This is a genomic window from Maribacter algae, assembly GCF_047345745.1.
Taxonomy (GTDB): domain Bacteria; phylum Bacteroidota; class Bacteroidia; order Flavobacteriales; family Flavobacteriaceae; genus Maribacter.
Map to the genome: position 1 here is coordinate 723,254 of NZ_JBLFES010000001.1, position 19,479 is coordinate 742,732.

23 protein-coding genes are annotated in these 19,479 nt (G+C 39.4%); 14 read left to right on the plus strand and 9 right to left on the minus strand.

What is annotated here, in order from left to right; all coding sequences use genetic code 11:
* Nucleotides 1–125 precede the first annotated feature (125 nt).
* From ACKWBX_RS03130 to ACKWBX_RS03155, 6 genes are all read right to left on the minus strand, one after another.
* Complete coding sequence (locus tag ACKWBX_RS03130; protein ID WP_413967185.1) at nt 126–1,091, minus strand: cbb3-type cytochrome c oxidase N-terminal domain-containing protein; 966 nt, start codon at nt 1,089–1,091, stop codon at nt 126–128.
* Nucleotides 1,088–1,279, minus strand: coding sequence for a CcoQ/FixQ family Cbb3-type cytochrome c oxidase assembly chaperone (locus tag ACKWBX_RS03135; protein WP_413967186.1), 192 nt, complete (start codon nt 1,277–1,279; stop codon nt 1,088–1,090). Before ACKWBX_RS03135 ends, ACKWBX_RS03130 begins: the two co-directional genes overlap by 4 nt.
* A 3-nt stretch (nt 1,280–1,282) precedes the next feature.
* Nucleotides 1,283–3,484, minus strand: a complete 2,202-nt coding sequence (ccoN, locus tag ACKWBX_RS03140) for a cytochrome-c oxidase, cbb3-type subunit I (RefSeq protein WP_413967187.1) — start codon at nt 3,482–3,484, stop codon at nt 1,283–1,285.
* 6 nt (nt 3,485–3,490) lie between these two features.
* Nucleotides 3,491–3,694 (minus strand): cbb3-type cytochrome oxidase assembly protein CcoS, encoded by a 204-nt coding sequence (ccoS, locus tag ACKWBX_RS03145; RefSeq protein WP_413967188.1) that lies wholly within the window; start codon nt 3,692–3,694, stop codon nt 3,491–3,493.
* Nucleotides 3,695–3,836: 142 nt separating this feature from the next.
* On the minus strand, nt 3,837–4,253 hold the full coding sequence (locus tag ACKWBX_RS03150; RefSeq protein ID WP_413967189.1) for a hypothetical protein: 417 nt from the start codon (nt 4,251–4,253) through the stop codon (nt 3,837–3,839).
* A 12-nt stretch (nt 4,254–4,265) separates the two neighbouring features.
* A complete protein-coding gene (locus ACKWBX_RS03155) occupies nt 4,266–6,698 on the minus strand; it encodes a heavy metal translocating P-type ATPase (RefSeq protein ID WP_413967190.1) in 2,433 nt (810 codons plus the stop codon).
* An 83-nt stretch (nt 6,699–6,781) separates the two neighbouring features.
* Here ACKWBX_RS03155 and ACKWBX_RS03160 point away from each other — a divergent pair, with 83 nt between their 5' ends.
* Nucleotides 6,782–7,471, plus strand: a complete 690-nt coding sequence (locus ACKWBX_RS03160) for a Crp/Fnr family transcriptional regulator (RefSeq protein WP_413967191.1) — start codon at nt 6,782–6,784, stop codon at nt 7,469–7,471.
* A gap of 91 nt (nt 7,472–7,562) precedes the next feature.
* Nucleotides 7,563–8,468 carry a universal stress protein gene (locus ACKWBX_RS03165; RefSeq protein ID WP_413967192.1) on the plus strand — a complete coding sequence of 302 codons (906 nt, stop codon included), beginning with the start codon at nt 7,563–7,565 and terminating at the stop codon, nt 8,466–8,468.
* Here the strand turns inward: ACKWBX_RS03165 and ACKWBX_RS03170 are convergent.
* On the minus strand, nt 8,458–8,688 hold the full coding sequence (locus ACKWBX_RS03170; RefSeq protein ID WP_413967193.1) for a hypothetical protein: 231 nt from the start codon (nt 8,686–8,688) through the stop codon (nt 8,458–8,460). The genes ACKWBX_RS03165 and ACKWBX_RS03170 overlap by 11 nt on opposite strands.
* Before the next feature lie 305 nt (nt 8,689–8,993).
* Here ACKWBX_RS03170 and ACKWBX_RS03175 point away from each other — a divergent pair, with 305 nt between their 5' ends.
* Nucleotides 8,994–10,088 carry a glycoside hydrolase family 5 protein gene (locus tag ACKWBX_RS03175; RefSeq protein WP_413967194.1) on the plus strand — a complete coding sequence of 365 codons (1,095 nt, stop codon included), beginning with the start codon at nt 8,994–8,996 and terminating at the stop codon, nt 10,086–10,088.
* A 151-nt stretch (nt 10,089–10,239) separates the two neighbouring features.
* On the plus strand, nt 10,240–10,794 hold the full coding sequence (locus ACKWBX_RS03180; RefSeq protein WP_413967195.1) for a nitroreductase family protein: 555 nt from the start codon (nt 10,240–10,242) through the stop codon (nt 10,792–10,794).
* Here ACKWBX_RS03180 and ACKWBX_RS03185 read toward each other — a convergent pair.
* The gene (locus ACKWBX_RS03185) at nt 10,791–11,825 is read right to left on the minus strand and encodes a hypothetical protein (protein WP_413967196.1); all 1,035 of its coding nucleotides are present in this window, start codon (nt 11,823–11,825) and stop codon (nt 10,791–10,793) included. The genes ACKWBX_RS03180 and ACKWBX_RS03185 overlap by 4 nt on opposite strands.
* A gap of 9 nt (nt 11,826–11,834) precedes the next feature.
* Entirely contained in the window at nt 11,835–12,344 is a 510-nt protein-coding gene (locus tag ACKWBX_RS03190; RefSeq protein ID WP_413967197.1) for a DUF456 domain-containing protein, read from the minus strand.
* Nucleotides 12,345–12,492: 148 nt separating this feature from the next.
* Between ACKWBX_RS03190 and ACKWBX_RS03195 the strand changes: the two genes are divergently transcribed.
* The 10 genes from ACKWBX_RS03195 (at nt 12,493) to ACKWBX_RS03240 (ending at nt 19,477) form a co-directional block, all read left to right on the plus strand.
* Nucleotides 12,493–12,855, plus strand: a complete 363-nt coding sequence (locus ACKWBX_RS03195; protein WP_413967198.1) for a BlaI/MecI/CopY family transcriptional regulator — start codon at nt 12,493–12,495, stop codon at nt 12,853–12,855.
* Nucleotides 12,852–14,336: a TonB family protein gene (locus ACKWBX_RS03200; RefSeq protein ID WP_413967199.1), complete on the plus strand. Its 1,485-nt coding sequence runs from the start codon at nt 12,852–12,854 to the stop codon at nt 14,334–14,336. Before ACKWBX_RS03195 ends, ACKWBX_RS03200 begins: the two co-directional genes overlap by 4 nt.
* A 208-nt stretch (nt 14,337–14,544) precedes the next feature.
* A complete protein-coding gene (locus ACKWBX_RS03205; protein WP_413967200.1) occupies nt 14,545–15,024 on the plus strand; it encodes a hypothetical protein in 480 nt (159 codons plus the stop codon).
* 1 nt (nt 15,025) lies between these two features.
* Nucleotides 15,026–15,634: a crossover junction endodeoxyribonuclease RuvC gene (gene ruvC, locus ACKWBX_RS03210; protein WP_413967201.1), complete on the plus strand. Its 609-nt coding sequence runs from the start codon at nt 15,026–15,028 to the stop codon at nt 15,632–15,634.
* 39 nt (nt 15,635–15,673) lie between these two features.
* Complete coding sequence (locus ACKWBX_RS03215; RefSeq protein ID WP_413967202.1) at nt 15,674–16,033, plus strand: four helix bundle protein; 360 nt, start codon at nt 15,674–15,676, stop codon at nt 16,031–16,033.
* Nucleotides 16,034–16,066: 33 nt separating this feature from the next.
* On the plus strand, nt 16,067–17,200 hold the full coding sequence (gene hemW / locus ACKWBX_RS03220) for a radical SAM family heme chaperone HemW (protein ID WP_413967203.1): 1,134 nt from the start codon (nt 16,067–16,069) through the stop codon (nt 17,198–17,200).
* Nucleotides 17,201–17,309: 109 nt separating this feature from the next.
* Entirely contained in the window at nt 17,310–18,056 is a 747-nt protein-coding gene (locus tag ACKWBX_RS03225) for a cyclase family protein (protein ID WP_413967204.1), read from the plus strand.
* 1 nt (nt 18,057) lies between these two features.
* Nucleotides 18,058–18,417 (plus strand): DUF4260 domain-containing protein, encoded by a 360-nt coding sequence (locus ACKWBX_RS03230; protein ID WP_413967205.1) that lies wholly within the window; start codon nt 18,058–18,060, stop codon nt 18,415–18,417.
* A 1-nt stretch (nt 18,418) separates the two neighbouring features.
* Nucleotides 18,419–19,033, plus strand: a complete 615-nt coding sequence (locus ACKWBX_RS03235; protein ID WP_413967206.1) for a DUF4230 domain-containing protein — start codon at nt 18,419–18,421, stop codon at nt 19,031–19,033.
* A gap of 48 nt (nt 19,034–19,081) precedes the next feature.
* Complete coding sequence (locus ACKWBX_RS03240; RefSeq protein WP_413967207.1) at nt 19,082–19,477, plus strand: Dabb family protein; 396 nt, start codon at nt 19,082–19,084, stop codon at nt 19,475–19,477.
* The last annotated feature ends 2 nt before the right edge of the window (nt 19,478–19,479 follow it).

Sequence of the window (19,479 nt, forward strand, 5' to 3'; positions counted from 1 at the left end):
GAAGGTGGGAATCTGTTTAATGTTAGTTCCATGTTTGCTGCGACTTAGGCTTTCAACCCCTCCGCTTTTTCTATCCGCCTTATGGCGGAGAAAACCACCTCCCCTCGTCTGAGGGGAGGTGCCATTTACTTTTGGTTTACCGCAACCGTCGTTGAATCGGTTACTATTACCGTGGAATCTTTTTCTTGCTCAGGGGCCTCTCCTTTTACAGGGGCATCAGGGTCCGCCCAAATCTCACCCTCTGCCGCTTTTGGATTGGCTGGCATGGTTCCTTGAAATTGCAATACATAACTTGCTACCTGTGCTATTTCAGCTGGTTTTAGTATTTGTTTCCAGGCTACCATTCCCTTACCGTCACGCCCTCCTTCCGAAACTGTATTGAAAACGTTCTTAATGCCGCCCCCTAAAATCCAATATTCGTCGGTTAGGTTAGGTCCGATACCGCCACCACCGTCTGCCATATGACAGGCCACACAGTTAGTCTCGAAAATAGTTTTACCGGTAGCAATATCGGAAGCATCTGTCAGCAGCGTAACTGTGCTGGCATCCACCAAACCCTTAGCGGTTAATTTATAAGCTTCTACCTCCAACTTTGCTGCGGCCATTTCCTGCTCAAATTCCAGTTCTTGATCATAATCATTGAAAATATGAAACCGTACCAAGTATATTAATCCAAAAACAATAGTAGCATAAAACATATACACCCACCATGGTGGTAATTTGTTGTCCAACTCTTTTATGCCGTCATAATTATGGTCCAAAATGATTTCGCCCTCTTCCTCAATAGGTTTGGAACCGAGCAATTTCACATACATTTTTTTACCCCAGGCCCATTCCCATTTTTGGGATTTGGATTTTAAATACCGTTCCTTGGCTTCTTCGGATAGTGTATGGAACATCACATTTTCTATAGAGGCCAAAATGAGTTCAATGCCTATTAATAGCAATAATACAAAGCCCAAGAACAGGCCTGCCATAGGAAATGCCAAGAATGCGGGTTGTTCTCCGGAATCGATGAAATACTCCATCAATCCGAAGACTATAAAAAATAGTACAATGACTCTTAGCCATGAAATGGAACTGCTTCTCATATCTCTGTATTTTGTTGGTTGTTGTTGTCTAACGGTAATTCGCTCACCTCTTTGATATAGCTTTTGGAGGCGGTAAAGACCCACCAAAAAAGCACTACGAAAAAGACGAAGAAAATTAATAACGATAGCATCGGGTAGGTGGCTACACCTTCTATGCTTTCCATATATCCTTTTACAAATTTTAGCATGGCCTATTTATTTTGCGATAGTAATTTTTCTGTATCCTTAATTTTAATGTCCGTACCCAGACGTTGTAGGTAGGCAATCATCGCTACAATTTCGCGATCCCTCATTTGAACGAATTCTTCCCCGTTCTCAACGGCATATTTTTTATCGGCATCATAGGATGCTGCAAAATCCGGATCGGTGTATAAATTCTTTTCAATCTGGAGTGCCTGTGCAGCCATATTATCCTGCGCATTGGCAATATCATCTTCGGTATACGGTACGCCAAGGCTTACCATGGCTTTCATTTTGGCCTCCGTATCACTGCGGTCATGTTCATTTCTTACGAGCCAAGCATATGAAGGCATAATAGAACCGGAAGAGGTAGATTGTGGGTCGTACATATGGTTTAAATGCCAATTGTCCGAATATTTTTTACCGACTCTTAGCAAGTCGGGTCCGGTACGCTTGCTCCCCCAAAGAAACGGATGGTCATACACGAACTCTCCTGCCTTGGCGTACTCGCCATATCGTTCCACCTCGCTACGGAAAGGTCTTACCATCTGGGAGTGGCAACCCACACAGCCCTCACGGATGTATAAATCCCTGCCCTCCAATTCCAACGGGGTATAAGGTGTAACACTAGTAATTGTGGGTATATTCGATTTTACCAAAATGGTGGGTACGATCTGGATGATTCCTCCAATAAGGATGGCAATCGTTGCTAAAACGGTTAACTGTACAGGCTTACGCTCCAACCAGGTATGGAAGGTTTCCCCGGCAATCCTTCTTTTGGAAACCCTTGTGAGCGCAGCAGCTTCTGCCAGTTCATCCTCAACCTTGGCACCGGAGCGTATTGTAACAATAATATTGTAGACCATTACCAGCGCCCCTAAAATATACATGCTTCCCCCAATGGCACGCATCCAGTACATGGGCATGATTTCATTTACGGTTTCCAAGAAGTTTCCGTACACCAGTGTTCCATCCGGATTAAAATCTTTCCACATTAAAGCTTGAGTGAATCCGGCAACATACATAGGTAGGGCGTATAGAATTATGCCCAATGTGCCTATCCAAAAATGGAAATTGGCAAGGCCCGTGGAGGCCAATCTGGTTTTGAACATTTTTGGCACGAGCCAATAAATCATCCCGAAGGTCAAGAACCCGTTCCATGCCAAGGCACCAACGTGTACGTGCGCTATGATCCAATCGCTAAAATGCGCAATGGCGTTTACGTTTTTAAGGGACAACATAGGGCCTTCAAAAGTGGCCATACCGTAACCCGTTATCGCCACGACCATAAATTTTAAGGTCGGGTCCGTTCGTACTTTGTCCCAAGCACCGCGCAAGGTCAATAATCCATTGATCATACCGCCCCAAGAGGGAGCGATCAGCATTACCGAAAAGGCAACACCCAAATTTTGTGCCCAATCCGGTAAGGAGGAGTACAACAAGTGATGGGGTCCCGCCCAGATGTAGATGAAAATCAAGGACCAGAAATGCACTATGGATAACCGATAGGAATATACCGGTCTATTCGCTGCCTTTGGAACAAAATAATACATCAACCCTAAGAAAGGTGTGGTCAGGAAAAATGCCACTGCATTATGCCCGTACCACCATTGTACCAAAGCATCTTGAACGCCCGCATAAACGGAGTAACTTTTTAAGGCCCCAACAGGAAGTTCCAAACTGTTGAAAATATGTAATACCGCAACGGTAACAAAGGTGCCCAAGTAGAACCAAATGGCCACATACATATGCCGTTGTCTTCTTTTGATGATCGTTCCGATGAGGTTTACCCCAAAAGCGACCCAAACCAGTGCAATGGCAATATCTATGGGCCATTCCAACTCGGCATATTCCTTGGAGGTAGTATAACCCAAAGGAAGGGTGATGGCCGCGGCCACAATAATAAGCTGCCATCCCCAAAAATTGAAATTGCTCAGAAAATCACTGAACATCCTCGCCTTCAACAAACGTTGGGTGGAATAATAGACCCCGGCAAAAATGGCGTTTCCTACAAAGGCAAAAATAACCGCATTGGTGTGCAATGGGCGCAAACGCCCAAAACTTAACCAAGAAATACCATCGGTCAAGTTGGGAAACATAAACATAAAGGCCAATAATAGTCCCACCGACATCCCTACGATACCCCAGAGCATGGTGGCGTAGATGAACTTTTTTACGATTTTATTATCGTAATAAAACTGCTGTACTTCCATAGTTGATTAGTTATTTGATTCTATTGATTTATCCAATTCTGATTCTTCGCCCAACTTTTCGGTGTTTACCAATTCATCTTCAAAAAGCATTCTTACGGAAGGTGTATATGAATCATCATACTGTCCATTCTTGACCGAAAAAATAAATGCTGCAAAAAAGATGACCGCAACAACAATGCTGATGGCCAACAATACATATATAACACTCATACCTACCTGAATTCTGGTGTAAAACTACGCTCCAAGGATTTCAAAAAACATGACATATATCAGGTTTTGGCTTAAAAATGCTGAACAGAGCATGTTAGGTATTTAAGTAATTGATTTATAGTGATTTAATATTAATATCGTTCTAGCTAAAACTCCTTTTTTCGAACTTGAAAATAGAGAGCAGAACGGCCACCAATACTAAATTCTTTATGATATATTGTCCTACCAAGGTCAACGCTATAGGACTGCCGTTAAAGGATATTTCGCTAAAAAAGAAGAGCGGCGTAAAAGTGCAGACCAAGTGTGCCAAGGCCACTAAAATCATTTGTTTTCTATAAATATTGAACAAAAAAGAAATACCGATAAGCACCTCTACCAATGCCAATAAAATGATGGACAAACCTTGTGGAACAACACCGAAAGTAAGTTCATGGATAGTATCTATCGCCAGCCCTTCCGCCGGACTTAACTCAGGAAAAAATTTAAGGGTGCCAAACCATAGATAGACAATTCCTAAAGAAAGGGACAGTAATTGAACGGGCTTTAAATTTTTGAACATTATTATTTGATTTTAATGAAGTTTTCTCCCTAAAAGATTCGTCATTACCGTGGCGAAGGCCACAACGCTGATAGAGCTCAAAGGCATTAGAATTGCCGCGATGACCGGTTGCAACTGTCCCGTAACGGCAAAATAAAGACCAATAAGATTATAGCAGAGCGATAGGACAAAACTCAACTTGATAATTTTCATCGCTTTTTTGGAGGCTAAAATGTATTTGTGGATATTTTTAAATCGTGAAGCATCCAAGATGCCATCACAGGCAGGGGAAAAAACATTTACGTTTTCTGATATGGCAATGCCTACTTCCGCTTGTGCCAAGGCTCCGGCATCGTTAAGCCCGTCCCCGACCATAAGCACCTTTTTTCCACTTTGCTGTAGGGATTGGATAAATTCAAGTTTGTCCTCGGGTTTTTGGTTAAAATAGAGTGGAGTAAGTTTGGGCAACAACTCCTGAAGTCTTTGTTTTTCACCTTCGTTATCCCCGGATAAGATGGCCAAGTGAATATCGGAAGACATGGTTTTGAATAATTCGGAAACGCCCTCACGATATTCATTATGAAAAATATAGCGTCCCAAATAAGCGTTGTTATTGCTTATGTGTACCGAAGTATTCAATTCATTTGAAAGTTCTTCTTGCCCCACAAAAGCTGCCGAACCAATTTTCATGTGTTCTTCTCCAACGCTTCCGGTTACGCCCTTGCCCAAATATTCTTGATAATCATCTAAAGTGATGATATTCTGTTCTGCCAACATGTTATAAAGACTTCTGCTCAAAGGGTGGTTGGAAGCACGTATCGTATTTTTTAATAGTGACGCTTCGGCTGCCGTAAGGGGCATGCCTTCATAGGTAGCCGTATTTTTTAGCGCAGTGGTAATCGTACCGGTTTTGTCAAAGACAGCGGTGTTGATGTGTGCCAACTGTTCAATGGTCTGTGTGTCCTTTAGATAGAATTTGTTTCTACCAAAGATTCGTAACATGTTTCCTAAAGTAAAAGGCGATGCCAGCGCAATGGCGCAGGGACAGGCGATAATCAGTACGGCCGTGAAAACGTTCATGGCTTTGTTCGGGTCCAAGAACAACCAAAAGGAAGTAGCCACCAGGGCAATGGTCAATACGGTAATTGTAAATCGTTTTCCGATACGGTCCGTGATGGTCTGGAACGCACTGGATTTATCTTTCTGAAAAACCGAATTGCTCCATAACTGTGTGAGGTAACTTTGGGAAACGGATTTTAAGGCTCTCATTTCAATGGCACCTTGCAGTTGTTTGCCTCCGGCAAAGACTTTATCGCCAGATATCTTTTGTACAGGTTCGGATTCTCCGGTCACAAAACTGTAGTCGATACGGGCATTACCGCCCATCAAAACCCCATCTACCGGAATCAATTCTTCGTTTCTGATCAACAATCGGTCGCCTTTTTGAATGTTGTGTACCTGTGTTATTTCTTCTCTTCCATGGGTAGTAATTCTCGTTACGGCTATGGGGAAATAGGATTTGTAATCGCGTTCAAAAGATAAAAAAGAGTAAGTTTTCTGTTGGAAAAACTTACCCAATAAAAGAAAGAATAGGAGTCCGGTGAGGCTGTCAAAAAAACCAGGTCCCCATCCAAAACTAATTTCTAAAGTACTCCTCAGAAAAAGGACTAAAATCCCCAGTGCTATCGGTACATCTATATTCAATAATCTGGAACGCAACCCTTTAAAGGCCGAAATAAAATAATCCCTTCCCGAATAAAAAACAACGGGCAATGAGAAAATAAACATCAACCAACGGAAGACATCTTGGTATTGATTGAGCCAAAACTCCCCGCCGTTGGACTGGCTTGTTTGCAAATCAAAATAATCCGGAAAGGAGAGGAACATTACATTCCCGAACGCAAAACCTGCTACACCCAATTTGTAAATAAGGCTGCGGTCCGTTTTCTTTTTGGTGTTGTCATAATCATCTAACGAGATATAGGGTTCATAACCGATCTTGGATAACAATAAAACCAGTTCCTTTAGCGAAATGCTATTGCTTTTATAGGTAATGCGAACTGTTTTCTTTGGAAAATCTACTTGTGAGCCACTAATGGCAAGATTAAGTTTGTTTAGGTTTTCAAGTACCCAGATACAGGAGCTGCAGTGGATATGCGGAATATAAAGATTGATGATCTGAACGGTACCATCATTGAATTCCGTTAGTTTTTCAACAATAGCAGGAGTATCGAGAAAATCGTATTTTCCTTCAATTTTGCTTGGAGTTGCCCCAGCGTTAGACTGTAGATCATAATAATAGGATAGATCATTGGAAGCAAAAATCTCGTAGACCGTTTTACATCCATTACAGCAGAAGTTCTTCTCATCAAAAATAAGTTGTGTGCGGCCACAATCGTCACCACAGTGATAACAGTTTGGTTTGTCCGTATTTTTGCTCATACCTAACACAAAGGTCAATTGCATTCTCTTTTTAAAACATGATAATTGTCAGGTTTTGATTATCTTTTGCAAAGTACTTTTGTAATTCAGGTATAAAGTCAAGTAAAATGGAAAGCAGATGTGAAAATTGTATCATAAGGCAGTTCAACGCCTTAAGGGCAATGAGCAAGGAAGAATTAAAACAGGTTTCCGATTCCAAAAGCACCCGTAAAATCAAAAAGGGCGAAGCGTTATTTGAAGAGGGTGAAAAACTGGACGGTGTTTTCTGTGTACGTAGCGGGGTATCAAAATTATCTAAATTAAGTGAGAACGGTAAAGACCAGATCGTTAAGTTGGCAGCTAAAGGTGAGGTGATCGGGCAGCGTTCTGTCGTTGCCGAAGAAAGTGTCAATCTAAGTGCCAAGGCGGTCAGTGATATGGAAGTTTGTTTTATTCCAAAAGAAGGTATCGTAAAGGCTTTGCATACCAATCCAAATTTCACGTTAGAAGTGTTGCGCCATATGGCCCATGACCTTAAAGAAGCGGATGACGTCATCGTGAACATGAGCCAAAAATCCGTAAAGCAACGTATAGCGGAGGCTTTTTTGTATCTGAACACTAATTTTGGGAGCGATGGGGAAGGTTTCCTAAACCTCACCCTTTCAAGGGAGGATATTTCAAACGTGGTGGGTACGGCCACAGAGTCTTGCATTCGTATCATATCCGAATTAAAAAAAGCGGGACTTCTAAAAACCTCCGGTAAAAAAATCGGAATTGTTGATGAAAAATCCTTGAAAAAGCTAGCGGAAGGCTACTAGCACAAAGATTTCATTTCAAAACCTGACAATTATCATAGTTTTCGTTTGTATGCGGTTCTAATTTTACATTATAAATAAAATGTAGGATTAGATGAAACAGGTTTTAATTCCAACGGATTTTTCTGAGAATGCTTGGAACGCAATTGAATATGCACTGTCTTTATTTGAGAAAGAAGCATGTACTTTTTATATATTGAACACCTATACCCCGGCTATTACCAGTAGTAGATTTATGGCCGCATCTATGGAAGGTGGTTTGTTGAACAATGCTGCACACAGATTTTCTGAAGATGGCCTCAAGACTATCTTGGAACGAATAGAAAAGGAACACCCAAATAACAAACATGGGTTTAAAATTATTTCTTCCTTCAATCTATTGACGGATAAAATCCTGGAGACCATCTCCGATTTCAAAATAGATTTAGTGATTACAGGTACCAAGGGCGCTAGTGGTATTGAAGAAGTCTTTATGGGCAGCAATACGGTAAGAATCATTAAATCGGTCAAGGATTGCCCCGTACTGGTGATACCTCAAAATTTCACCTATCAAAAACCGACCGAGATTGCTTTTGCCACGGATTTTAATCGTTTTTACACCCTCTCCGAACTGCAGCCTTTACTGGAAATGGCCAAGGCTTTTGGCGCGGTAGTACGCATTGTTAACGTACAGTATGAAATAAAAAAATTAACGGAACTTCAACTGTTCAATCTAAGTATGCTCCGAAAATATCTGAAAGATGTGGAGCATTATGTGCATACCGTTTCAGAACTCAATTCGGTTTCAAAAACATTGGAACTGTTTTCAGAAGAATTGGGGATACACTTGCTGGCTATGCTCAATTACCAACATAGCTATATGGAGCGACTTACGAGAGAACCCATCGTTAAAAGAATGGCATTCCACACGCAGAACCCATTATTGGTGATTCCAGAATTGAGCATGACCTTTTCCAATAAAGCCACCAAATCAGAAGGGGCAATATCCTTTACGGGTTGACCCGGTCTTTAATGGGAGCGTCCTCGTAGAAATCTTCAAAAGTTTTATTGGTACTATAATTGTCAGTTAAAACCTTGTAAACCATATATACAACGGATAGTTGACCTAATACCGTAATATAGAAAACCCAGTTAAACGGAAAATTCATGGTGGCCATTATTGTCACGGTGATTAAAAGTAGGGTGACCATCGTTACCCAAAACATAGCATTGCGTATCATTTTTCCATTAAAGATAGGTCATCCTTAAAACGAGAGGTGTTAAAGCCATTTTAAAATTTGCTACAATTTTTTTTGCATCAATAGATTGAATTTTTAAGGACAAAATCGATTTATAGAAAACCTTTGCTATCTTTACGGCGTTGTGTTGTGCTCCGAACAACGTTTGGAGCATTTTGTGTTTATCGGATTAATTCGATAATATCAATGAAAGGCTTTCCATTTGGGAGGCTTTTTTTGTTATATTTCCATTCTTAACGTAATTCATAAATGAACGGGAAAAGCCGTTTTAATTTAAATATGTTCCAATGAAAAAAATATTTCTCCTCATTTTTGTCATCGTTCTTACTTCTTTCAATGAAAAAGAAAAACAAAATACGTTTTCAAAATTCGAGGTCCATAGAGGAACCAATATAGCGCACTGGCTGTCCCAGACAAAGACAAAAGGCGCAGAACGCGAGGCATTTTTTACGAAAAGCGATGTTGCCGAAATCGCCAAAATGGGTTTTGACCACCTTAGGGTTCCCATAGACGAGGAAAACATGTGGGATGATAACGGCAAACCTTACGAAGATGCTTTTCAGTTGTTGGAGAATTGCATCAATTGGGCTGCGGAATACAAATTACGGGTTATCGTAGACATGCATATTTTGCGTTCCCATTATTTTAATGCCGAGGTCAAACCCTTATGGACGGAACCTGCGGAGCAAGAAAAATTCTTTGATCTTTGGCGACAACTTTCCAAGCGTTTAGGGAAATTCCCGAACGGACAAGTAGCTTATGAATTGATGAACGAGGCCGTTGCCGATGATAATGAAACCTGGAACAAGCTTTTGGTGAAGGCTTTTGAGGCTATCCGTGAGCTGGAACCGGAACGTACTATCGTAATTGGGTCCAATAGATGGCAATCTGTTAATACTTTTGATGAGCTTAAAGTACCTGCCAATGATAAAAACATTCTTTTAAGCTTTCATTTTTACGAGCCCTTTTTGTTGAGCCATTACAGCGCCGGATGGACTAAATTGAAAGATTATGAAGGTCCCGTGCATTACCCTGGAGTGATTTTGACAGATGAGGAATTCATGCGTTTATCGGACGAGGACAAAATGGTTACGGAAGAATGGAAAGGGAAAACATTCAACAAAGAAGTTATGTTGGCCATGTGGAAAAAACCTTTGGTAAAGGCAAAAGAATTGGGTCTGCCCCTCTATTGTGGAGAATTCGGAATCATGGCCACTGCCCCTGAAAAAGACCGTTTGCTTTGGTATAAAGATATGGTCGCTCTTTTTGAGGAAACGGGCATAGGATATGCAAACTGGAATTACAAAAGTGATAATTTCGGATTGATCGACGGTAACAAGAGAAACGAGGACTTAATAAAGATTATGACTTCAAAAAAGTAATGAATGGAGAAAGAAAACTAATTTTGTTCACATATTTTTTCATTTATAATATTCATTACTTTTTTCGCTAAATCCAAGATTATATCCTTTCAAAGAAAATTGTTTGGATTTACTTTTAGATAGAACTTGAACCAGATTATAAAAAGCGATTATGATTTTTGATTTGATAAAGAAGAGACGTTCCGTTTTTCCTGTGCAGTACAATGATAAACCTATAGCAAAAAGGGATATTGAAAAAATACTTGAAGCGGCCAACTGGGCACCCAACCACAGGAAGACCGAACCATGGCGATTTAAGGTAATGACGGGGGATAAAAAGGCAAAACTAGGGGAATTTTTATCGAACACTTATATTGATGTTACGGTAAAACCCAAGCAAATGAAATCTAAAAAACTTATTGAAAACCCGAAAAAAGCAGGTGCCATTATCGCTATCTGTATGCAACGAGATTTTAGCGAAAGTATTCCGGAATGGGAGGAGATTGCCGCAACGGCAATGGCCGTGCAAAATATGTGGTTATACTGTACGGAAATGGGGATCGGTAGTTACTGGAGTTCGCCCGGACTCATAAAATACATGGATGATTTTCTGCCAATGGAAGAGGGAGAAAAATGTTTGGGATTTTTTTATATAGGGTATACGGATATAGAAATCCCGGAACAAACAAGAGGACCTATAGCGGATAAGGTTATTTGGATGGATTAAATAGTTCCATCTTTGACTATGAGCGTGCTGAGCTTAGTGAAAAATATATTTTTGTCATCTACATGCACTAATAATACATTACATTTTTCTTTTTTTCCATAAGCTTTATGAATAGTCTGTTCTTGCTTAAAATAAATGGCAATATTGTGATTGCTAGTGTTTTTATGTAGTCCAAGATTACCTACTTTTAAAACTTTGGTTGATGGTATTTCTTTGTTGCATAGCCTCACTTCTTCAATATTTTTCAAGGCTATTTTGGTTCTAGATATCAGACCATTTTTTAAAATGAGCTGCTTTGCTGTAAGCAAAGAGGGATTCAATATAAGGGCTTTTATATGGGCAAAAATCATTAAAACGGTATAAATGCTTGTAGCGGTAAGTATCCACGCCAAAATATTGCTCCATTGAACTAATACCATATGAAAAGAAATGGTCTCGATGAGGATAATCAATATAAAAGCTATGGATAAGGCTATAGCGGCATTTTCCTTATAATTGGTAAAGGTGGTGCAGGAAAATTTCTTCTTTCGCCATGTTAAAAAAGCATAATACAGCATGGTGATTTCTGACGTAAATAGAGAAGTAAATTTTGAGTTTCCCAATGATTCCTCTACACTTTCAGCACATATTTCTTGAAAATCCATTTCCGAACGAGTATTGGATTTAAAAACTTTTACACCTTTATGGATTTTGAAAACCAAGGTGCAAAATATCGTTAATTCTAACAGTGGAAACAAATACGTTTTGATATAATTTAGATGTTCATGTTGGCTTTTGGGCAGTAAAAAAGAAGATAATACAATACCGATCATAAAAAATGGCACTACTTGTAATTTGGAACGCCTGCTTTTTCTAGAAAGGTAAAGAAATAGCAAGGGAGCCGTTAATATAAGGTCATAGGTAATTCCTATAGCAATATCTGGATAATAGTCAAGTAATGGGCTAATGGCAATACTTAAGGAAGAAATTATTACCACTAATGGTAGGCCATAAATTATAAAATTACTGGTGCCGAGTTTTGATATATCCATATTGTTTTTTTAATTAAAATAAGGAAATAACGCAGCTTTATAATCCCATGCTTTAGAAATAAATAATCCCAAGAAAATAATTGCCACAACGAACTTCATAAAAGTACCCGTTAAGAATCCGAGAAAAGAACCAAAGGCCGCTTTTAATGCAGTTTTATTGTCCGCTTTCGCAGAGAGTTCTCCTAAAAACGCCCCTATGAAAGGGCCAATAATAATACCACCCGGGATAGGGGCCAAGAGCCCAACGATCAATCCGATAGTAGTTCCGATCATTCCTGCCCTTGTTCCTCCAAATTTTTTGGTGCCAATGGCCGGAATAATATAATCCAAGGCGAAAATGACAAGGGCTACGGTCAACGTGATGCCCAAAAACCACCAATTCATAGAGACGGCATTGGTAAGGTGTAACAATAATAGCCCTATCCAACTTACCGGAGGTCCGGGTAAAATAGGTAAAAAACTACCTAAAATGCCTATGAGCATAAAAATAAATCCTACGATTAGCAGAGCAATGTCCATGATTCAATTTTCATTTCAATAATAAGACTAAAAGTAATCTCTTTTGTTACAAGAAAAGAGGGATGAATCAAATTTGTCAACTAAAATATTAGTTTAAACTAAATAATTAGTTATATTTGAACTTCAGTCGAACTAAAAACTTAGTTAAATGAAACAATTAACAAAAGCGGAGGAAGAGGTAATGCAGCTTCTGTGGGAGCTTAAAAAGTGTAATGTGGCCGCTATTATAGAAAAACTTCCATCGCCAAAACCCGCATATAATACGGTTTCTACCATCGTGCGTATTCTGGAGAGCAAAGGGTTTGTGGACCACGAACAAGAAGGGAAAGGGTATCTGTATTTTCCGGTGGTTCAAAAAGCGGATTATAGTAACCAGTCTATCAATAAGTTGGTTGATGGATATTTTCAAGGCTCCTTTAAAAGTATGGTTTCTTTCTTCATGAAAAAGAACGATGTCAGCCTTGCGGAATTGGAATCGATTATGAAGGAAATCAAAAAAGACGAAAAATGATCCAATATATTTTAGAAAGCATCGCTTTTCAGTTGCTGTTCCTCATCATTTACGATCTGTTCTTGAAAAGAGAAACCTTCTTTCAATGGAATCGCGCTTATTTGATAGGAACCTATGTCCTTTCCATGTTATTGCCTTGGGCGAAAATAGAAGCGATGAAAACTACCATCCCCGAAACGTTTATAACCTATCCAGCGTTCTTGTGGAGTAAAAATAACGCTACAGTAGTGCTTTCAAATATAAAGGATACACCTTTTTATATTTCATGGGAATATGTGGTACTATTGGGTGGAATGCTTTTGGCTACTTTATTTTTCGGTCATAAGTTGTATCAGATTTATAGATTGCGGCAAAAAGGGGAAATCCAATATTTTAAGGATTTCACGCAAGTAATTATTAGAAACAGTTCCATTGCTTTTTCTTTTTTTAAATCGATATTCCTTGGAGACAAAGTAATCGAAAAAGAACATCGGAATATTGTACAACATGAGTTGGTGCATATTCGGCAAAAGCACTCTTATGACCTATTATTTTTTGAATTGATGCGTATTGTAGCGTGGTTCAATCCTTTGGTATATGTCTATCAAAATCGTATTTCAGAATTGCACGAGTTCATCGCGGATGCCTATGTAGCAAAAAACAATAAAAAGGAGCAATATGAATTTTTATTGTCCCAAGTTTTTCAGACACAAAATATCTCATTTGTCAATCAATTTGCGGTAAAATCATTAATCAAAAAACGAATAGTTATGTTACAAAAATCAAGATCAAGAAAAATCTGGCGGTTCAAATATTTGGCCATCCTGCCATTGGTGGTCGGTATGCTGTTTTATACTTCCTGTGAACTGGATGAAAAGACAGCTCCAGAGGACAAGGGACAAACCATTAAAGTGATGGACATGAACCAATTGACCACAGCCGAAGAGCTTAAAATTAATGAAACTTTAAAAACCTTGTCTTCTGGTCAGCAAGAGTGGGAACTGCGTGTTGTTGATAAAGCTGGTGACGAAGTAAAATTTGTCAATGATAATACACCTGGGAATTATATTTCAGGTTTTTTTGGAGAACGCATAAAAGCGAAAATGGTCATTAATTCGAAAATATCCGCCGAGGATTTTTTTGGAGCCAATGCCATGGTAGTTCCTTTTTCAGTTGTAGAGCATGTACCCGTATTTCCGGGTTGCGAAAATGTTGAAGATAAAAGGTCATGTTTTCAGAAAATGATGCAAAAGCACATTAGTAAAAACTTTCGATATCCAGAAGAAGCCCAAAAACTAGGTATTGAAGGTCGTGTAAGCGTTATGTTTATAGTTGCCAAAGATGGTTCTATACAAGGTTTACGCAAGAGAGGCCCGGATAAATTATTGGAAGATGAAGCGGAACGTATTATCAGGAAATTGCCTAAAATGGTGCCTGGACAAAAAGAGGGTAAGAATGTTAGTGTCGCGTATTCCATACCTATCTCTTTTAAATTGAACTAGTATTGAGAAAAGCGTTCATTTTATTTTTAGTAGTCAGTCTAGAAGCCGGGGCGCAAACCTCGGCTTTGTCCGTTGCGGATAGTCTTTATGCAACTAAACCTATCTTCCCAAATAGTTCGTAAAAGGATTAAGGAATTGAAAATTCAAATGCACCTAGATACCGATTAAAGTGCCTAAAAAATCGTAATTTCCGCTACACTTTAGCAGGATGAAAAGGGTTTTCTTCTTATTGGTTTTTTGTAGTTTGGTCTCTTGTCAGTTCTTTGAATCTAAGGAGAAAAGAACACAGGAAATTATTAATGCGAAACTGCAACAAATAGATTGGAACACGGTGGATTCTTATCCGTTGTTTGCCGATTGTGATGAAACAGTTTCTAAAACTAACCAGCGCATTTGTTTTGAAGATAAACTGACCTCTCATTTTGAGAGCGCCCTGAACGAGTTCGAATTCACTGTGAAAGAAGATACCGACCCTTTGGTGATGGTAATTTTCGTGGTGAATGCAGAAGGAAAGATCATTATCAAAAATATTGAAAAAGACCCCGCAATTACAAAGCAAATGCCGGAGTTCGATGGCATTATTTCACAGAGTTTGAAAAACTTGCCTACTATTGCACCTGCCCTAAAAAGGGGTATTCCCGTAAGTACAAAATTTAGGATCCCCATCCATTTAAATACAAAATCATAGTTTGGCAAAGGAGAAAATCATTCTAGGAATTGACCCAGGAACTACCGTCATGGGCTTTGGCATCATAAAGGTGGTCAATAAAAAAATGGAATTCATTCAAATGAATGAACTGCTCCTAAAGAAATACGCGGATCCCTACGTGAAGTTAAAACTGATTTTTGAACGCACCATAGAACTCATAGATACCTTTCACCCGGATGAGATTGCCATAGAGGCTCCCTTTTTCGGGAAAAATGTCCAATCCATGCTCAAACTGGGTAGGGCCCAAGGGGTAGCCATGGCCGCAGGGTTGTCCCGTCAAATACCCATCACCGAATACCTGCCTAAAAAGATTAAAATGGCCATCACCGGAAATGGGAATGCCACGAAAGAACAAGTCGCCAAAATGCTTCAGGGCATGTTAGGTTTAAAAACACTGCCAAAAAACCTAGATAGTACTGATGGTTTGGCCGCCGCCGTTTGCCATTTTTATAATGAAGGCCGTGTTGAGGTGGGGAAAAACTACACGGGATGGAGTGCTTTCGTGAAACAGAATAGCCCCCCGACCCCCAAAGGGGGAGTTAAGAACGCTACTATTGTTAATTTGCGTGGGCAAAAAAAGAAACTTTAGCAAGTTTTGGTTAAAACAATTAACAATTAACAATTAACAATGTCTTTAAATAAGAACCCTTTAGCTCATAAATCTTATGATTTTGCATTGAAAATTGTGTTGTTATATAAAGAGCTTATTTCAATTAATAAAGAATATGTGTTATCCAAACAACTGCTGCGTTCAGGAACTTCGATCGGCGCAAATATCTCAGAGGCAAATGGGGCAATATCAAAAGCGGATTTTTCTGCGAAAATATCAATCGCTTACAAAGAAAGTTTAGAAACCAAATATTGGCTTTCATTGCTTAAAGATTCAGATTATTTAGATAAGGTAAAAGCAGATTCGCTTATTGAGAGTGCAGATGAATTATCAAAAATCATGTTTTCAATTTTGAAAACAACGAGAATATCGAAATAATTGATTATTGTTACCTGCTAATTGAATATTGTTTTGCCAGGAATTTACATCCACATCCCTTTTTGCAAGCAGGCCTGTCACTACTGTGATTTTCACTTTTCAACCGTAATGGACAAAAAAGAGGTGATGATCAAGGCATTGTGTGAAGAATTGAAACTGAGGAAAAAGGAGTTTGAAAACGAGAAAGTGGCAACCATTTATTTTGGTGGCGGTACACCTTCGGTTATGGAAACGCACGAGATTGAAGAAATAATAGCATCGGTGTATTCAAATTATGAGGTGATCAAAAACCCTGAGATTACTTTGGAAGCCAATCCGGATGATTTGTCCGAAGAAAAAATCATTCAATTATCCAATAGTCCTATCAATCGGTTGAGCATTGGCATACAATCCTTTTTTGAAGAAGATTTAAAATTGATGAATCGGGCGCATTCGGCCACTGAAGCAATAGTGTCCTTGTCTTTGGCGACTCAATATTTTGATAATATCTCCATCGATTTAATATATGGTATGCCCAATATGACACATGCTAGATGGGAGGAGAATATTGATAAAGCACTTTCTTTTAATGTTCCCCATATTTCCAGCTATGCTTTAACTGTAGAACCCAGAACGGCTTTGGCCAAGTTTGTAGAAAAGGGTATCGTAACCCCGGTTGACGATGAAGTGGCGCAGGAACATTTCAACATCCTTTTGGATAAAATGAAAGGTGCGGGTTATGAGAGTTATGAAATTTCCAACTTTGGGAAACCTGGGTATTTTTCCAAGAACAATACGGCCTATTGGCAACAGAAAAAGTATTTGGGAATAGGCCCATCCGCACATTCTTTTGATGGGGAACAGAGGGGTTGGAACATCAATAACAATACAAAATACATCAAAGCGATAACGAAAGGTAATCTGCCCATAGAAATAGAACAACTAACCACAAGGGACAAGTATAATGAATATGTAATGACAGGTCTACGCACCATTTGGGGCGTTTCTATAAAAAAGATTACAGCTGAATTTGGTGAAAAATATGCGGAGTATCTCCATAATCAATCTGAAAAATACGTGGAAGAACATCTCTTGTATTGGGATGGAGATATACTACTCGCCACAAAAAAAGGGAGATTTTTAGCGGATGGCATTGCTGCCGATTTGTTTATGGTAAAAATGAAGTAAATTTGAATAATGTCAAGGGGTATGTTCTGTCTGTTCGAGCGCAGTCGAGAACTATCAAATTACTAACCTTTAAAAAACGTCTTGACGCCGCTTGAAGAGACCCTAAGTTTTGAAAGCCAAAATCACACATAAAAAAAAAGAATACCAAATAGATCTGTCGGCACCGTTGGATATTTCTATGCCGTTACAGGGCAATGCTTCCAGTGTGAACGCATGGTACGTGAATCCTCCTGAGATAAAACCCCATACGGAGAATGATTTTATAGGGAGTGTTTCTGCAGGTGCTTCCACCAATTTTAACAACGTACAATTTAACCCACATGCACATGGTACGCATACGGAATGTGTGGGGCATATTACGGAGGACTTTCACTCCATAAATCAAAATTTGGATACATTTTTCTTTTTTGCCAAAGTGATAACGATTGCTCCGGGCAAATGGGAAAATGATTTTGTCATTAGTAAAAAACAGTTGGAAAATGCCATTGGAGATACGATATGCGAGGCGCTTGTCATAAGAACGTTGCCCAATACGGATGCCAAATTAAGCCGACAGTATTCATATACGAATCCGCCATATCTTTTAGAGGAAGCGGCAATTTATCTTAGAGAAAACGGAGTGGGGCATCTTTTAATAGATCTGCCTTCGGTGGACAAGGAACAGGATGAAGGTGCGTTATTGGCGCATAAGGCCTTCTGGAATTTTAATGGAGATATCCGTTACGGGGCCACTATTACGGAATTAATCTATGTTTCCAACGCTATAACGGACGGTCTGTATTTTCTGAACTTGCAAGTAGCCCCTTTTGAAAACGATGCCAGCCCTAGTAGGCCAGTACTTTATAAAATAGAATAATATGAAAAATCTTATTAGACTAGAGGAATTGGCCATGTTGGTACTTGGTATTTTTATGTTCGGGCTTTTGGGATACCAGTGGTGGTGGTTTTTGGTACTGATTCTGGCTCCGGATATCGGTATGTTGGGCTATTTAGTAAACCAGAGGGTCGGGGCCATAGCCTATAATCTGTTTCATCATAAGGGCTTGGCCATACTCATCTATTTTTTAGGGATGTATCTTTCCTTACCCATTATACAATTAACTGGAGTTATATTATTTTCGCATGCCTCCATGGACCGCGTCTTTGGCTACGGACTAAAATATAATAGCGGTTTTAACCATACCCATTTGGGCGAAATAGGAAAGAAAAATAGATGATATGTTAGAAGCTTTTTTAGGTCTTATTTTAGGTGGAATCATCATGTACTGGCTTTTTTCGTTCTTTAAAAAGAAGGAGAGTAAAGAGCTTACTAGCCACCAATCTACCGTTTTGCTGGAAAAAATAAGGTCGGTCTGTAAGTTAATGACGGTCGAAGGCGATTTTGCCGAAATCTACAAGTACGAGAACACGCGAGAGCGTTTTATGAGCTTGGTAAGCAGTAAGAAAAAAGCATTGATCGTTATTAAGGCGAAAGCTCAAATAGGATATGACCTAAAGAAAATATTGATGGATGCCGATGAAAACAACAAACGTATCATCCTTAAAAATTTTCCGCAGCCAGAAGTATTGTCCATAGAACCGGAACTCGATTTTTACGATATAAAAAACGGAATGTTCAATTCCTTTACACCTGAGGATCTGACCAGCCTTAATTTGGAGGCCAAAAAGCATATCAAAGAGAAAATTCCTGAAAGTGGATTGATGCAGACGGCAAAAAAGGAAGCTTGGGAAACCGTATTGCTCATAGAGAAGATTGTAGGTACCATTGGTTGGAAATTGGATTATTCCGCTTTGGAGATTCCTGAAAAACAATTAGAGCGGTTAAGGGAATAATCGTTTGCAAATGCTAACTTTAGCAAATAAAATTACCACGATACGACTATGAAAAAATTAGCAACTATAGTATTTTTGGCCCTATCATTCACAACATACGCCCAAAGCAATAAAGACATGAAAAGTTTTGATTCCAATTTTGCCCATACTGTTTATTTTTGGTTGGCAAACCCGGATAGTACAGCAGATTGTGAGGCCTTTGAAACTTCGCTTCAGAAGTTTTTGGACAACTCGGCCTATGCCAAGACAAAATTTATCGGGAAACCGCCAAAAGCCAGCAGGGATGTGGTAGACGGTTCTTTTACATATTCCTTGATCGTCACTTTTGAGTCGGCCGAAGCCCAACAGAACTATCAGGACGAAGCCCCTCACAAATTGTTCATAGCGGAATCTAGCAAACTATGGACCAAAGTAATCGTCTATGATTCCAAGGGTATAAACTAAAT